At 68.5% G+C, this 14,960-nt stretch carries 12 protein-coding genes and 2 pseudogenes; 6 read left to right on the forward strand and 8 right to left on the reverse strand.

Annotated elements, in window-relative coordinates:
* Window positions 1–343: 343 nt before the first annotated feature.
* The 3 genes from AVHM3334_RS16210 to AVHM3334_RS16220 all read left to right on the forward strand — a co-directional run bounded on the left by AVHM3334_RS16210 (window position 344) and on the right by AVHM3334_RS16220 (window position 4,833).
* Window positions 344–2,710: a Tex family protein gene (locus tag AVHM3334_RS16210; RefSeq protein WP_284413950.1), complete on the forward strand. Its 2,367-nt coding sequence runs from the start codon at window positions 344–346 to the stop codon at window positions 2,708–2,710.
* Window positions 2,711–2,753: 43 nt separating this feature from the next.
* Complete coding sequence (locus tag AVHM3334_RS16215; protein ID WP_284413952.1) at window positions 2,754–3,578, forward strand: HDOD domain-containing protein; 825 nt, start codon at window positions 2,754–2,756, stop codon at window positions 3,576–3,578.
* A 67-nt stretch (window positions 3,579–3,645) separates the two neighbouring features.
* Window positions 3,646–4,833, forward strand: coding sequence for a patatin-like phospholipase family protein (locus tag AVHM3334_RS16220; RefSeq protein ID WP_502869924.1), 1,188 nt, complete (start codon window positions 3,646–3,648; stop codon window positions 4,831–4,833).
* A gap of 9 nt (window positions 4,834–4,842) precedes the next feature.
* Here the strand turns inward: AVHM3334_RS16220 and gbd are convergent, their stop codons facing one another.
* The gene (gene gbd, locus AVHM3334_RS16225) at window positions 4,843–5,979 is read right to left on the reverse strand and encodes a 4-hydroxybutyrate dehydrogenase (protein WP_284413954.1); all 1,137 of its coding nucleotides are present in this window, start codon (window positions 5,977–5,979) and stop codon (window positions 4,843–4,845) included.
* Between the two features lie 77 nt (window positions 5,980–6,056).
* On the opposite strand from gbd, the pseudogene AVHM3334_RS16230 reads away from it, so the two are divergent.
* Window positions 6,057–6,706: pseudogene (locus AVHM3334_RS16230) on the forward strand (hypothetical protein).
* 194 nt (window positions 6,707–6,900) lie between these two features.
* Window positions 6,901–7,821, forward strand: a complete 921-nt coding sequence (locus AVHM3334_RS16235; protein ID WP_284414040.1) for an alpha/beta hydrolase — start codon at window positions 6,901–6,903, stop codon at window positions 7,819–7,821.
* A 60-nt stretch (window positions 7,822–7,881) separates the two neighbouring features.
* Here the strand turns inward: AVHM3334_RS16235 and AVHM3334_RS16240 are convergent, their stop codons facing one another.
* Window positions 7,882–8,307: a surface-adhesin E family protein gene (locus AVHM3334_RS16240; RefSeq protein WP_284413956.1), complete on the reverse strand. Its 426-nt coding sequence runs from the start codon at window positions 8,305–8,307 to the stop codon at window positions 7,882–7,884.
* 197 nt (window positions 8,308–8,504) lie between these two features.
* Between AVHM3334_RS16240 and phaR the strand changes: the two genes are divergently transcribed.
* Complete coding sequence (phaR, locus tag AVHM3334_RS16245) at window positions 8,505–9,044, forward strand: polyhydroxyalkanoate synthesis repressor PhaR (RefSeq protein ID WP_284413958.1); 540 nt, start codon at window positions 8,505–8,507, stop codon at window positions 9,042–9,044.
* 247 nt (window positions 9,045–9,291) lie between these two features.
* Here phaR and AVHM3334_RS16250 read toward each other — a convergent pair whose 3' ends face one another.
* The 6 genes and pseudogenes from AVHM3334_RS16250 to AVHM3334_RS16275 form a co-directional block, all read right to left on the reverse strand.
* Window positions 9,292–10,299, reverse strand: coding sequence for an NADP-dependent oxidoreductase (locus tag AVHM3334_RS16250; protein WP_284413960.1), 1,008 nt, complete (start codon window positions 10,297–10,299; stop codon window positions 9,292–9,294).
* A 70-nt stretch (window positions 10,300–10,369) separates the two neighbouring features.
* Window positions 10,370–11,239: pseudogene (locus AVHM3334_RS16255) on the reverse strand (alpha/beta fold hydrolase); the annotation flags it as partial.
* The gene (acuI, locus tag AVHM3334_RS16260; protein WP_284413962.1) at window positions 11,236–12,222 is read right to left on the reverse strand and encodes an acrylyl-CoA reductase (NADPH); all 987 of its coding nucleotides are present in this window, start codon (window positions 12,220–12,222) and stop codon (window positions 11,236–11,238) included. The pseudogene AVHM3334_RS16255 and the gene acuI, both read right to left, overlap by 4 nt.
* Before the next feature lie 51 nt (window positions 12,223–12,273).
* Entirely contained in the window at window positions 12,274–13,254 is a 981-nt protein-coding gene (locus AVHM3334_RS16265; protein ID WP_284413964.1) for a quinone oxidoreductase family protein, read from the reverse strand.
* Between the two features lie 58 nt (window positions 13,255–13,312).
* Window positions 13,313–14,131: an oxidoreductase gene (locus AVHM3334_RS16270; RefSeq protein WP_284413966.1), complete on the reverse strand. Its 819-nt coding sequence runs from the start codon at window positions 14,129–14,131 to the stop codon at window positions 13,313–13,315.
* Window positions 14,132–14,147: 16 nt separating this feature from the next.
* Entirely contained in the window at window positions 14,148–14,936 is a 789-nt protein-coding gene (locus tag AVHM3334_RS16275; RefSeq protein ID WP_284413968.1) for an SDR family NAD(P)-dependent oxidoreductase, read from the reverse strand.
* Window positions 14,937–14,960: the final 24 nt, after the last annotated feature.

Below are 14,960 nucleotides of genomic sequence, written 5' to 3' on the forward strand. Positions count from 1 at the left end.
CTCCGTACCCGCGTTGTGCCCGCGCTGTACCCGACCTTTGCCCGCGATGCCGCCATGTGCACCGGGAACGTGCGCAACACCGGGCAGGTCGCCTGAAGCGGGGGCTTCGCGCCGGTGCTGCGGGGTTCCTATGCAAGGGGCATTCCATGCAGCGTGTCTTTTCCATCGCCGCCTTCATCGGGCCGCCATGGGAGTGCTCGGAATCGTACACGCGCGTGGGGCGTTCGGGCCTACAGGTCTTCCCTGCCACCGAATGTCGCCTGGAGGTGATCCCAGCCACCAGGAACGCCTGTGGCACACTCGCCCGCTTTTCCAAAGCCGAGCCATCGGGAGCGTTTTCAGCATGCAGAAAATCATCCGGCAGATTGCCGCAGAAATCCGGGTCACCGAGCAGCAGGTGGCCTCCGCCGTCGAGTTGCTGGACGGGGGCGCCACGGTGCCCTTCATCGCGCGTTACCGCAAGGAAGTGACGGGCGGGCTGGACGACATCCAGTTGCGCGAACTGGAGGCGCGCCTGTCGTATCTGCGCGAACTGGAAGACCGCCGCGCCGCAGTGCTCAAGGCCATCGACGAGCAGGGCAAGCTGACCGATGCGCTGCGCGCCGCCATCGCAGGCGCGCCGACCAAGCAGGAGCTGGAAGACCTCTACCTGCCCTTCAAGCAAAAGCGCCGCACCAAGGGCCAGATCGCGCGCGAGTTCGGCATCGAGCCCCTGGCCGACAAACTGTTCGCCGATCCCACGCTGGACCCCGCCGCAGAGGCGGCCGCCTTCACCAAGCCCCCGGAAGTGCTGGACGATGGCAAGCCCGGCGCCGATTTTTCCACCGTGCCGGCCGTGCTCGACGGCGTGCGTGACATCCTCTCCGAGCGCTGGGCCGAAGACGCCGTACTGGTGCAGTCGCTGCGCGAGTGGCTGTGGGCCGAGGGCCTGTTGCGCAGCAAGAAGGTCGAGGGCAAGAACGAGAACGACCCCGAGGTGTCGAAATTCCGCGACTACTTCGAGTACGACGAGCCCATCGGCCGCGTGCCTTCGCACCGCGCGCTGGCCGTGTTCCGCGGCCGGGCGCTCGAAATTCTGGAGGCCAAGCTGGTTTTGCCGGTGGAGCCCGAGCCGGGCAAGCCCAGCATCGCCGAAGGCAAGATCGCACTGCACCTGGGCTGGAGCCACGCGGGCCGCCCGGCCGACGACCTGCTGCGCAAGTGCGTGGGCTGGGTCTGGCGCGTGAAGCTCTCCCTCTCCACCGAGCGCGACCTGTTCGCCCGCCTGCGCGACGACGCCGAAAAGGTCGCCATCAAGGTCTTCGCCGACAACCTGCGCGACCTGCTGCTGGCCGCCCCTGCCGGCCCGCGCGTGGTGATGGGACTGGACCCGGGCATCCGCACCGGCGTGAAGGTGGCCGTGGTCGATGCGACGGGCAAGCTGGTGGAAACCGCCACCGTGTTCCCGCACGAGCCGCGCCGCGACTGGGAAGGCTCGCTGCACACCTTGGCCAAGCTGGTCGAAAAGCACGGCGTGAACCTGATCGCCATCGGCAACGGCACCGCCAGCCGCGAGACCGACAAGCTGGCGGCCGACCTGATCAAGCTGGCCGCCAAGGCCGAGCGCGCCATCGAGAAGGTGGTGGTGAGCGAAGCCGGCGCGTCGGTCTATTCCGCCAGCGAATACGCATCGCAGGAAATGCCCGATGTGGACGTGAGCCTGCGCGGCGCCGCCAGCATTGCGCGGCGCCTGCAGGACCCGCTGGCCGAGCTGGTCAAGATCGACCCCAAGAGCATCGGCGTGGGCCAGTACCAGCACGACGTGAACCAGAGCGAGCTGGCCCGCACCCTGGGCACGGTGGTGGAAGACTGCGTGAACTCGGTGGGCGTGGACCTGAACACGGCCAGCGTGCCGCTGCTCAGCCGCGTGTCGGGCCTGTCGGGCAGCGTCGCCAAGGCCGTGGTGCGCTGGCGCGAGGCCAACGGCGCCTTCAAGAGCCGCCGCCAGCTCATGGAGGTGTCGGGCCTGGGCGCCAAGACCTTCGAGCAGAGCGCGGGCTTCCTGCGCATCCGCGGCGGCGACAACCCGCTGGACATGACGGGCGTGCACCCCGAGACGTATCCCGTGGTCGAGCAGATCATGCAAAAGACCGGCAAGCCCGTGGCCGAGATCATGGGCCGGGCCGACATGCTCAAGACGCTCAAGCCCGAACTGTTCGCCAACGAGAAGTTCGGCGTCATCACGGTCAAGGACATCCTGGGCGAGCTGGAAAAGCCCGGCCGCGATCCGCGTCCCGACTTCAAGGTGGCCCGCTTCAACGACGGCGTGGAAGACATCAAGGACCTGAAGGAAGGCATGGTGCTGGAGGGCACGGTCAGCAACGTGGCCCAGTTCGGAGCCTTCATCGACCTGGGGGTCCACCAGGATGGCCTGGTGCATGTGAGCCAGCTCAGCCACAAGTTCGTGACCGACGCGCGCGAGATCGTCAAGACCGGCGACATCGTCAAGGTGAAGGTCATGGAAGTGGACGTGGAGCGCAAGCGCATCGGCCTGTCGATGAAGCTCGACGCGGCGCCTCCGCGCAGCGGGGGCGACCGGGGTGCGCCCCGCGACAACCGGTTCGAAGGGGCAGGGCGGGGCCAGCAGCAGGCGCCGCGCCGTCACAACGACCCGGCGCCCCAATCGGCGATGGCGTCGGCCTTTGCCAAGCTGCAGGGTAATAAGCGGTAAAAGTTGCGTGGATAATCGCCGGAACCTCACTTCCGGCCGTTCCATGGACCTCATCGCCCTGCTGGGGATTCCCGTTGCGCTGCCGAGCGTTCCGCGCGCCGTGGCGCTGCTGATGAACGAGCTGGCCACTCCGGAGCCCAACCTGCGCCGGGTAACCCAGTTGTTCGGCACCGACCCTGCCATGGCCGCCCGGTTGCTGGAAGAGGCCAATTCCCCCGCCTTCCAAGCCCAGCAGCAGATCAGCGGCATTCCCGAAGCGCTGTCGCTTCTCGGGGTGCAGCAGCTGCGCACGCTGGTCGCCTCCGCGCCGCTGGGCACCACGTCGCGGTCGGTGCCGGGTGTCAATCTGCAGCAGTTCTGGCGATACAGCCTGCACACCGCCAAGCTCGCGCGGTCGCTGGCGGGCAGCGTGCACCAGAACCAGATCGCCGCGTACACCGCCGGCCTGCTGCACGGGGTGGGCGAACTGCTGCTGCACCTGGGCAACCCGGAGCGCGTGCAATCGATGAACCGGCTGGTGACGCCGTTCGACCCCCGCCGGGCCAAGCTGGAGCAGCGGCTGCTGGGCTACTCGTATTCGCAGGTGAGCGCCGGCATGGCGAGCCGCTGGCAACTGCCGCAGGTGGTGGTCGATGCCTTGCAGTACCAGAGCGCACCGTTCGAGAACAGCGTGTACGAGCCGCTGGCCGGCGTGCTGCACCTGGCCGCATGGCGCGTGCGGGCGCGCGAAGCGGCGCTGGGCGAGAAGGAGCTTGCCGTGTCGTTCCCCGGCGAGGTCGGTCTGGCGCTGGGCCTGGACATCGACATGGTGCTGCAGCAAGACCCCATCGACTGGACCGTGCGCCCCGACCCGGGCGATTACGTGTGAGCGCCGCCGTGGGTTACCAGCCTGTGCGGCGGCCCGCGCGCTGCAAATCGATGCGGTGAAGGCTGCGATGACGGCTGTGGTGAAGGCGCTGCGCATCCATGCCGGGCCGCTGGCGCGCGAACACATCGTGCGGCACGGGCTTCGGCCGGCCGACATCGGCGTGGTCCCGGCGGCGGCGGGTGGCCCCAAGGGGCTCATCCTCGGGCCGCTCGACCGCTTCGTGTTCGGGCAATGGCTGCAGGGCTCGCAGCAGCCGGTGCACCTGGTGGGCGCCTCCATCGGCGCCTGGCGCATGGCCACCGCATGCCTCGACACGCCCGTGGCCGCACTGGAGCGGCTGGAGCATGCCTACATCCACCAGAACTACGCCCCGCCGCCCGGCCGCAAGCGCCCCTCGGCCGCCCAGGTGAGCGAACAGTTCGGCCAGGGTCTGCGCGACTTCTTCGGCGCGCAGGTGCCGCAGTTGCTGTCGCACCCGCGCTGGCGGCTGCACATCGTGGCTTCGCGCGGGCGGCACTTGCTGTCGCGCGAGCACCGCTGGGCGACGCCGCTCGGCTACCTGGTGGCTTTCGCCGCGAACGCGGTGCGCCGCCGCGCGCTGGGCCTGTGGCTGGAGCGGGTGGTGTTCTCGGGCCCAGCCTCCGCTTTCGCCAGCGCCGGGGTTCCAGCGCCGGCGCCGCTGCCTTTCACCACGGACGACTTTCCCACCCGGCAGGTGGCGCTGACCGAGGCGAACTTCATGCCCGCGCTGCAGGCGAGCTGCTCCATCCCGTTCGTGCTCCAGGCCGTGCACGACATTCCCGGCGCACCGCCCGGTGCGTACTGGGACGGCGGGCTGACCGACTACCACCTGCACCTGCGGTATCGAACGCTGGATGCTATAGAAAATATAGCAATACCCCCTAGTGTTGATTGCGCTGGAGGCCAAAATCATTCAAACGCCCCAGGGGCCCTGGTGCTGTACCCGCACTTTCAGCAGAACGTGGTGCCGGGCTGGCTGGACAAGGGGCTGCGGTGGCGGCATGGCCCCACCTCCGCGCTGGATCGGATGGTGGTGCTGTCGCCCCATCCCGACTGGGTGCGCACCTTGCCGAACGCCAAGTTGCCGGACCGCAACGATTTCATGCACTACGGCACCGACCTGGCCGCGCGAGTGCGCGCCTGGAGCACCGCCACGGCGGCCGCCCGCCAGCTTGCCGACGAATTCGCCGAATGGCTGCATCGCCCCGATCCGGGGGCCGTGCAGCCTTTGTGATGGTGGCGGTCAGAGCGATTGCGTGAGCATCGCCCGGTAGTCGTCCACGCTGGCTTCGCGTGGGTTGGTCTTGTGGCAGTGGTCGGCCATGGCGCCACCAATCACGTCGCTGAACATCGCCTCGGTCACGCCCATCGCCGCCAAACCCGTGGGCAGCCCCAGCCGCGCGCTCATGTCGCGGATCGCCTCGGGAATGTCGCCGGCCGAGGCCAGGCCCATGGCATGCGCCATGCGTTCCAGGCGCCGGTCTTTCTGCACGGCGGGGTCTTGCGCGTTGAAGCGCACCACGGCGGGCAGGAACACCGCGTTGAGCGTGCCGTGGTGCAGCCGCGGGTTCACGCCGCCCAGGCTGTGGCTGAGCGAATGCACGCAGCCCAGACCTTTCTGGAACGCCATGGCGCCCTGCATGCTGGCGCTCATCATGTTCAGGCGTGCCTCCCGGTCGCTGCCGTCTCGCGTGGCGCGTTCGATATGGGCCCAGCCGCGCGTGAGCCCGTCCAGCGCGATGCCGTCGGCCGGGGGGTTGAAGGCCGACGACATGAAGGTTTCCATGCAGTGCGCGATCGCATCCATGCCGGTGGCGGCCGTCAGTGCCGGTGGCAGCCCCAGCGTCAGGCCCGGGTCGCAGATGGCGGTCTTGGGCACCAGGTGCCACGAGTGAAAGCCCAGCTTGCGGTGGTCGTCCACGATGATGATCGCGCCGCGCGCCACTTCGCTGCCGGTGCCGGCGGTGGTGGGCACGGCGATCAGCGGCACGGCCCGTTCGGTGATGCGCGGCGAGCCGCCTTCGATGGTGGCGTAGTGGGTGAGCGGGCCTTCGTGCGTGGCGGCGATGGCGATGCCCTTCGCGCAGTCGATGGCCGATCCGCCGCCCACGGCCACCAGGCCGTCGCAGCCTTGCGCGCGGTACACCTGCACGGCGGCGCGCACCGCGGCCTCGGTGGGGTTGGACGGTGTCCCGTCGAACACGGCGGCCGGCATGCCGTCCAGCGCGTCCAGGGCTTTTTGCAGCACGCCGGCGGCTTTCACGCCCGGGTCGGTCACCACGAGCGGGCGCGTGATGCCCACGCGGCTGCACTCCTGTTTCAGGAGCTGTATCGCACCGAATTCGAACTGGATCTGGGTGACGTAGTAGATGAATGCCATGGTGGATTGCGAGGATGCGCGCAGGGCGCTGTCGTGGTTAGCATGCCGGCCAGCCAATCTACAACCGGAGCCCCTCCATGGCCATGCAGCAAACCCTCATCGCCACCGTGCTGGCGGTCGCCTGCGTGACAAGCGCACAGGCCGAATGCCTCACCGATGCCCAGGCGGCCGAGCTGGCGGCCCATTACTCGGGCAAGACGCCCGCCACCAACCCGCAGGGCCTGAGCGATTGGTGCGGGTGAAGAGCGCCGCCATCAACCACGCACGCGCTCCCATGGAGGTGCTGGAGCACATCGATCAGGTCGTTCCCTTCATCGAACTGCCCGACCTGCTGGTGCAGTCGCCGGGCCAGTGGAACGGCCCCGGCGTGGCGGCCATCAACGTCGGGGCACGGCTGGGCGTGGCCGGTGCGCCCATCGCCGTGCCGCGCCTGCGGGCCGAGCGGTACGCCATGGTGGACGCGCTGCAGAACATGACGGTCACGCTCACCGACGGGCAGGGCGCCAGGCTGGGCGGCGGGCGGGGCAGCGACATCCTGGGCCATCCGCTCAACGCCGTCGTGTGGCTGGCCGAGGCGCTGTCCAAGGAAGACATCACGCTGCAGCCGGGCGACTGGGTGAGCCTGGGGTCGTTCTCCGCGCTGCTGCCCCCGCAGCCGGGCTTGGCCGTCACCGCGACCTTCGACGGACTGCCGGGCGCGGCGCCCGTGCACGTGACCTTTCGCTGAGGGTGGCCGCGGGCCTGCGGGCCTGGTAGAGCGGCCCGGGGCCGAATGCACCGGCCTTCATCGAGCGGGCTACAGTTGCGGGATGATCGGGCGTTTTGCTTCGTGCCCTACCGTTCAATCCCCTTTGCCGCTCCCGCTTGCGGCCCACCTCCGTGACATCCTCCGTTCCCTCCAACGCCCGGCTCAACGCGCAGATGCGCAGCGTCATCGACCGCATGGAGCGCGCCAATCGGCCGCCGCTGCACACCCTGCCACCCACCGAAGCGCGCGCCGCGTATGAAGCCGGCGCGGGCGTGCTGGAGGTGCCCAAGGCCATGCTCGAGCGGGTCGAAGACCTGCAGATTCCCGCGCGGGACGGCCAGGCGCTGCACGCGCGGCTGTATGCCCCGACCCGCGGTGTACGGCTACCCGTGCTGCTGTACCTGCACGGCGGCGGCTTCACCATCGGCAGCGTGGCAACGCACGACGTACTCTGCCGCGAACTGGCACGCCTGGCGGGCTGCATGGTGGTTTCGCTGGACTACCGGCTCGCGCCCGAACACCGCTTTCCCACAGCCTGCGACGATGCGTGGGATGCGCTGGCCTGGCTGGCGGTGCAGGCTGCTGTCCTGGGCGCCGATCCGGCACGCATCGCCGTGGGTGGCGATAGCGCTGGCGGTACGCTGGCCGCCGTCAACGCGATCCTGGCGCGCGATGCCGGGCTGCCGCTGGCGCTGCAATTGCTGTTCTATCCTGGCTGCGCGGCGCACCAGGACACGCCTTCGCACGCGGCCTTCGCGCACGGCCTCGTGCTGGAAGAGGCTTCCATCACCTGGTTCTTCGACAACTACGTGCGCGAACCGGCCGACCGTGACGACTGGCGTTTTGCCCCGCTCAATGCGCCCGACGTGGACGGTGTGGCGCCGGCCTGGATCGGGCTGGCCGAATGCGACCCGCTGGTGGACGAAGGCGTGGACTACGCGGACAAGCTGCGCAGTGCCGGCGTGGCGGTCGATCTGGAGATCTACCGCGGCGTCACGCACGAGTTCATCAAGATGGGCCGGGCCATTCCCGAAGCAAGGCAGGCCCATGCGGATGCCGCAGCGGCATTGCGCATGGCTTTCGGCCTGGGGTGAAAGGGCAGGGCGCCGCCCCTGCGGGCATCGGCACAGCGGCGCCGGGGCCCGGCGGCTGTCTCAGCGCTTCTTGCAGGAGGCCGTGATCAGCTTTCGGGCCGGCTCGCCGGGCATGCCGAGAAAGGTCACCGGTGCCTCGTTCTCCTTGTATTCCTCGCGCGCGACGACCGTTCCTTGCCAGGCGGGTTCGGCGTAGTAGTTCAGCGAGAGATACCAGCCTTTTTGCGTGGCGCAGTCGATCACGGCCACGCCCTTGAAGGAGCGGTAGGGCTGCTTGCGATAGCTCGAGCGTGGGGTGCTGCGCGACACCCGCACCTCCATGGTGAACTGGTTCTGCCAGGGGATCTGCGTGGGGTTGATCTGCACCACGTCGCCTGCCTTGTCCTCGGGAAAGCCGTGGATCGTGAGCCATTCTTCGTCGGTTTGAGCGTGGACCTGGGTTGCCATGAGCAGGGCCACCAACAGGGCGTTTCGAAGGGGGGACACGGTGGCCTCCAAGGGTGTGTGCAAAAGTTGCAGCGCCGCATCTTATGCGATCCGCGCGGGCTGGCTCTGACCTGGATCAAGCCCATAAAGCCGCATCAGGGTAATCCTGCGAAGGGGCGGTGCGCCGCCCTCCCTAAAATCTGTTGCGCTGCAACCATCAAACACCGGGTGCGTCCCCGCACCCCCAGGAGCCCGCTGTGCCAGATTCAACGTCCCCCCCATCCACCTCGACTGCACAGCAGAGGATCATCAAGAAGTATCCCAACCGCCGGCTGTACGACACCTCCACCTCCACCTACATCACGCTGGCCGAAGTCAAGCAGCTCGTCATGGCCGGCGAGCACGTGGTGGTGCGCGACGCCAAGAGCAGCGAAGACCTCACGCGCAGCATCCTGCTGCAGATCATTCTGGAAGAAGAGGCCGGCGGTGCGCCCATGTTCACCGAGGCCGTGCTGGCCAACATCATCCGTTTCTACGGCCACGCCATGCAAGGCTTCATGGGCGCGTACCTCGAAAAGAACGTGCAGGTCTTCACCGACATCCAGACCAAGATGGCCGAGCAGTCCAAGGGCATCACGCCCGAGATGTGGTCGCAGTTCATGAACCTGCAATCGCCCATGTTCAAGGGCGTCATGGGCAGCTACGTGGACCAGTCGCAGGCCATCTTCACGCAGATGCAGGAGCAGATGCAAAAGCAGACCGAGCAGATGCTCGGCGCCTTCGGCATCAAGCGCTGACGGGGTGCGTCAAGGCCCCGATTCGGGCCCGGCGGCCAGAACTGGGGCAATGCGAGGATGAGCGAAGTACTCTCCCCCACGAAAACCCCCAAACTCGGATTCGTCAGCCTCTGGTGCCCGAAGGCGTGTCGATATATGCCTTTTTGAGCCAGCCCACTCATCGGGGATGAATTGCAGGGGCCAACAAACCCGTTGACTGATCGCACGGGTTCATCGCGCCAAGCTGTTGACAAGGTTTTGCCGTTGCTCAGTCAGGTTTGATTTGCACGACAACTTTGCCCTTGGCACGCCCTTGAGCCAAGTATTCGAGGGCCTCGCACGCCTTCTGGAACGGGAACACCTGATCGATTACCGGGCGCACTTGCCCCGCCTGCAGCAGTTCGCCGATCTCGGAGAGTTGCCCGCCGTCAGGACGTACAAAAAGAAATGAAAAGCTGACGTTTTGCTTGGCCGCAAGCTGCCTGATCTTGCGGCTCATCAGCCCGAAGACGAACTTCAGGATGAAGTTCAGCCGGCGCGCGGTGGCAAACGCCGCGTCCAGCGGCCCGACCAGGGACACAATCTTGCCGCCGGCCCGCAGGATGCCGATGGACTTCTCGATCTCGTCGCCCTTGAGCGTGCCCAGTGCCATGTCATAGCCCGACAGCTGCTTCTCGAAGGCCTGCTTCTTGTAGTCGATGACTTCGTCCGCGCCCAGGCCGCGCACCAACTCGACATTGGCGGTGCTGGTGGTCGTACCGACCTTGGCGCCGAAATGCTTGGCAAGCTGGATGGCCATCGTGCCGATGCCGCCCGACCCCGCCGGGATGAACACCTTCTGCCCCGGCCGCACGCCCGCGCGCTCCTTCATGGCTTGCCAGGACGTGAGGGCCACCATGGGCACGGAGGCCGCCTGCACGAAATCGAGATTGGCCGGCTTGAACGCCGCCACCCGCTCGGGCACCACGGCGTACTCGGCCAGTGAGCCCGTGCCCAGGTCGAACAGGCTGGCGAAGACGGCATCGCCCGGCTTGAAGCGCTTGACGCGGCTGCCGACCTCTTTCACCACGCCGGCCAGGTCGCTGCCCATCGTGGCGGGCAGCTGGAACTTCAGCACCGGCTTGAACATGCCCGTGGTGATCATGTTGTCGATGGGGTTCAGGCCCACTGCATGCACCTCCACCAGCATCTCGTCGGGCTGCAGCGTGGGGCGGGGCAGGTCGGTGAAGCCGATTTCGGGCGACTTGCCGTAGCGCTTGAAGGTGAGTGCTTTCATGGGGTTCTCTTGTTCTCTGGTGCGGTGGTGGTGAGGGTTGCAGTGCAGGTGCCGACGGCGGCGTGGCGCTTCGCGCTAGGAAGGCCAGCGCCCGGGGTACGAAGGCGGCGTGGTGCTGGAAGATGCCGCCGTGGCCGGCGTCGTCGTAGATGACGAGCTGCGCCTGCGGGATGCGGCGCGCCATGTCGTGGCTGAGCGCGGTGGGCACCATGATGTCGTTGTCGCCGTTGGCGATCAGCACCGGGATGGCGATGCGGTCCAGCGCTTGCGGCGCCTGCCGGCCCCAGGCTTCGATGGCCTTGAGCTGGCGCCAGAAGGCGCGCGGCGTCGGCCCCGGGTCGCGGTCGGCGGTGCGTTGCTTGAGCCGCTCGATGAACGCCCCTGCTGCGCGCTGGCCGTTCGGGGTGCGCGTGAAGAACAGGTAGTGCTTGGGATCGCACAGCGTCAGCAGGCCCTTGAGCATCAGCGGCCAGGAGACGGTGCCGACCCGGTCGATCCCGGCGCCGCCGGCAGGGCCGGTGCCGGTGAGGATGAGCCGCCGCACGAGGCCGTGCGCGCGCTGCACGAGGTCCTGCGCCACGAAACCGCCCAGCGAGAAGCCCAGCAGGTCGATGGTGCTGAAGCCAAGCGCGCGGACCAGCGCGATGCCGTCCTGCGCCATCTCGCCGATGGTTCGTGGCGCGGTGCCACCCGAGCCGCCGATGCCGCGGTAGTCGATGGCGACGATGCGGTGCCGGCTGGCCAGGCCATCGACGATGGCCGGGTCGAAGTTGTCCAGCACGGCGCCCCAGTGGTTCAGCAGCACCAGCGGCACGCCGCCGCGCGGGCCGAGGTCGCGGTAGGCGAACGTCGTGCCGTTGACCTCATCAATGCGCTGGGTGGGCGCATCGCTGCAGCGCTGGCCCTGCTGGCCGGCTTGCTCAGGCGCGGGCGTCTTCATGCGTTGACATCCACCACGGTGCGGCCCCGCACCTGGCCCTGCAGCACCGGGCCGGCGAGGCCGGGCACGGCCCCGAGGCCGACGGTCTGCGTCGTGCTGGCGAGCTTGGCGAGGTCCAGGTCGCTGGCCAGGCGAGCCCAGGCCGTGCGACGCGCGTTTTGCGGCGCGTTGACCGAGTCGATGCCGGCGAGCGTGACGTTGCGCAGGATGAAGGGCAGCACCGAGCCGGGCAGGTCGGCGCCTTGCGCCAGGCCGAACGCGGCGACGGCGCCGCGGTAGCGCGTCTGCGCCAGCACGTTGACCAGCGTGTGGCTGCCGACCGAGTCGATGGCGCCGGCCCAGCGCTCCTTGGCGATGGGGCTGCCTGCTGCGGACAGCGTGCTGCGGTCGATCACCTCGGCGGCACCGAGGGCGCGCAGGTAGTCCGTTTCCTCCAGCCGCCCGGTGGACGCGACGACCCGGTAGCCCAGGCCCGACAGCAGCGCGATGGCCACCGAGCCGGCGCCGCCGCTGGCGCCCGTCACGAGCACGTCGCCACGCTCGGGCGTCAGCCCGGCATGCTCCAGCGCCAGCACCGACAGCATCGCGGTGTAGCCGGCCGTGCCGATGGCCATGGCGTCGAAGGTGGAGATGCGCGGGTCCAGCTTGACCAGCCATTCGCCGGGGACGCGCGCCTTTTGCGCGAAGCCGCCGTGGTGCGTCTGGCTCAGGCCCCAGCCGTTGGCCACCACGCGCTCGCCGACCTGGAAGCCGGCATGCGTCGAGGCCGTCACCGTGCCGGCGAAGTCGATGCCGGCGATCAGCGGGAACTTCTGGATGACCGGCGCGCGGCCGCTCAGGGCCATCGCGTCCTTGTAGTTCACGGTCGAGTAGTCGATGGCGACCTCGACGTCACCGGGCATCAGGTCGGCGTCGTTGAAATCGACCACTGTGGCCGAGATCGCATCGCCGGTCTTGGTCGCGAGCAGTGCCTTGAATGTCATCGTCTTGCCTTTCGGTCAGGGGTCGGCGCGGCGGTGCGCGCCGGATGGGCATCACGCCCAGGGTTGCAGCACGACTTTGCCCGTGGTCTTGCGGCTTTCGAGCAGGCGGTGCGCCTCGGCAGCTTGCGACAGCGGGAGCACCGTGTCGATCTGCAGTTGCAGCTTGCCGGAAAGAATCAGCCCGATGATCTCGCCCAGCGTCGACTGGATGAGTGCCGGGTTGGCCATGTAGCCCATGACGTAGAAGCAGGTGACCGTGTGGTTGGCCACGGTCAGGTCCCACGGCTCGATGTGGGTGGTTTGGCCGCCGGACTGGCCGATGAAGACCAGCCGGCCGAAGGGCGCCAGCGCCTTCAGCGCTTCGTGGATGTTGTCGCCGCCCACGGTTTCCAGCACGACGTCCACACCGCGGCCGTCCGTCAGCGCCAGCACCTGCTCGTGCCAGTTGGGGGCCGTGTAGTCCACCGTCGCATCGGCACCCAGGCGCAGCGCGAGCGCGCGCTTCTCGGGCGTGCTGGCGGCGGCGATGACCTTGGCGCCGTAGTGCTTGGCCAGTTGCACCGCGAACTGCCCCAGCCCGCCGGCGGCGGCTTCGATCAGCACGGTTTCGCCCGGGGCCAGCCGCGCCGCCTGGCTCAGCGCCAGCGCGGCGCTGAGCCCGTGCGCCACCACGGCTGCAGCCTGCATGGCGCTGACGCCTTCGGGCAGCGGCACCACGATGGCGGCCGGCACGCACAGGTACTGCGCATAGCCGCCAGCGCCTGGCGTGGCCAGCACCGGGGTGCCGACCTTCAGGTGCGTCACGTCTTTGCCGACGGCGGCAATGGTGCCGGCCACTTCGATGCCCAGCGTGAAGGGCGTGGGTGAAGCCTCGGGGTAGGGGTCGCCACGGCGGCGCATGACGTCCGCGAAGTTCAGGCCGGCGGCTTCGACGCGGATCAGTACCTCATGGTCCTGCGGCACGGGATCGGGCACGTCTTCGTAAACGAGCACGTCGGCAGCGCCGGTCTGGTGGAATCGAACAGCTTTCATGGGGGCAACTTTCTGTGGGCGGGGGTGGGAAGGGGTGGCGCGGCGGCGGGTCAGCGGATCAGGCCAGGCCGAATTGCTTGTGCAGCACCTTGTCGAACAGCGAACGTGGCAGGAAGCGGCGCGCGAAGGCGCCTTGCCGTGCGGATTTGCCGGAGGGGTAGCGCAGTTGCGGCTGCGTGTCCTGCGCCGCGCGCACGATGGTCTCGGCGACGCTTTCGGGCGTGTCGGCGTCGGCCATGGTGCGCTCGTAGGCGGCCAGGTAACTCGTGCGCAGCGCGTCGTAGGCGGCCAGCGGCCTGTCGGACGCGGTGGTCGCCGACTCGAACGAGGTCTTCGTGGCGCCGGGCTCGATCACCGCCACGCGGATGCCGAAGCCGCGCACCTCGTGGTCCAGCGATTCGGAGTAGCCCTCCAGCGCATGCTTGGTGGCCGAGTAGTAGGCGCTGAACGGCGCGGGGATGAAGCCCAGGCCTGAGCCGACATTCAGGATGCGCCCGCTGCCCTGGCGGCGCATCAGCGGCAGCACCGCGTTGGTCACGCGCACGACGCCGTGGAAGTTGGTGTCGAAGAGCGTGCGCACCTGCTCGATGGAGCTCTCCTCGGCCGCGCCGGTGACGCCGATGCCAGCGTTGTTGACCAGCAGGTCGATGCGCCCCTCGCGGCGCTCCAGGTCGGCGATGGCGGCCTTGACGGAGGCGTCGCCCGTCACGTCCAGCGCCAGCAGCGGGAAGGCGCGCTGGCCGCCCTCGGCGCCGCGGCGGCTGGTGCCATAGACGGTGAAGCCGGCGGCCAACAGTTGCTTGGCAGTGGCCTCGCCGATGCCGGATGACGCGCCCGTCACGAGGGCCACGCGTTGCTGTGTTTGCTTGATGCTCATGCGATGTCCTCTGCGCTTACTTCGCGCCGTGATAGCGCTCGGCGGCGTGGGCCTGCCGGAGGTCCGAGAGCAGGCCCTGGCGTGCGCCGTCCAGCGCGTCCCAGCGCTCGGCGACATGCAGCGGCGGAATCGTGACTGCCTCCCGGCGGTCGAAACCGACCAGGGCCGCATCGACCAATTCGCCGACGTCCATCAGGTCGGTCATCGTGCTGCTGTCGATGCCGGCGCGCTCCCAGATTTCTGTGCGCGTGCCGGCCGGCAGCACGGCTTGCACGTAGATGCCTTTGGCCGACAGCTCCACGCCCAGGCCCTGCGACAGGAACAGCACGTAGGCCTTGGTCGCGCCGTAGATCGACATGCCGAACTCGGGCGCGAAGCCGACGGCCGACCCGATGTTGACGATGGCGCCGGTGCCCGCCTCTGCAAAGCGCGGGGCGACGGCTGCGGCCAGCCGCGTCAGCGAGGTCGTGTTGAGGGCGATCAGCCGCTCGATGCTGTCGGGGGTCTGCTGCAGGATGCCGCCCGACTGGGCCGCGCCGGCGTTGTTGATGAGGATGCCGATGCGGGCGTCGTCACGCAGGCGGGCCTCGACGGTGGCCACGTCGGTCGGGTTCGTCAGGTCTGCGGGCAGCACGTCGACGGCGACCTTGAAGTCGGCGCGCAGGCGTGCGGCGAGCGTCTCCAAGCGGGCCTGGTCCCGCGCGACCAGCACGAGGTCATGGCCCCGTTGGGCGAAGCGTTCGGCATAGGTGGCGCCGATGCCGGAAGATGCCCCGGTGATGAGGACGGCGGAGGCTTGTGTCATGTCTTGACTTTCTGTGGGATGAGT

Origin of the sequence: Acidovorax sp. SUPP3334 (genome assembly GCF_030159055.1) — a bacterium.
Lineage (GTDB): Bacteria > Pseudomonadota > Gammaproteobacteria > Burkholderiales > Burkholderiaceae_C > Paracidovorax.

Excerpts from the sequence above, each read along its gene's own strand:
- AVHM3334_RS16210 (WP_284413950.1), top strand. The coding sequence starts at position 344 with ATGCAGAAAATCATCCGGCAGATTGCCGCAGAAATCCGGGTCACCGAG.
- AVHM3334_RS16215 (WP_284413952.1), top strand. The coding sequence starts at position 2,754 with ATGGACCTCATCGCCCTGCTGGGGATTCCCGTTGCGCTGCCGAGCGTT.
- AVHM3334_RS16220 (WP_502869924.1), top strand. The coding sequence starts at position 3,646 with ATGACGGCTGTGGTGAAGGCGCTGCGCATCCATGCCGGGCCGCTGGCG.
- gbd (WP_284413954.1), bottom strand. The coding sequence starts at position 5,979 with ATGGCATTCATCTACTACGTCACCCAGATCCAGTTCGAATTCGGTGCG.
- AVHM3334_RS16235 (WP_284414040.1), top strand. The coding sequence starts at position 6,901 with ATGCGCAGCGTCATCGACCGCATGGAGCGCGCCAATCGGCCGCCGCTG.
- AVHM3334_RS16250 (WP_284413960.1), bottom strand. The coding sequence starts at position 10,299 with ATGAAAGCACTCACCTTCAAGCGCTACGGCAAGTCGCCCGAAATCGGC.
- acuI (WP_284413962.1), bottom strand. The coding sequence starts at position 12,222 with ATGACATTCAAGGCACTGCTCGCGACCAAGACCGGCGATGCGATCTCG.
- AVHM3334_RS16265 (WP_284413964.1), bottom strand. The coding sequence starts at position 13,254 with ATGAAAGCTGTTCGATTCCACCAGACCGGCGCTGCCGACGTGCTCGTT.
- AVHM3334_RS16270 (WP_284413966.1), bottom strand. The coding sequence starts at position 14,131 with ATGAGCATCAAGCAAACACAGCAACGCGTGGCCCTCGTGACGGGCGCG.
- AVHM3334_RS16275 (WP_284413968.1), bottom strand. The coding sequence starts at position 14,936 with ATGACACAAGCCTCCGCCGTCCTCATCACCGGGGCATCTTCCGGCATC.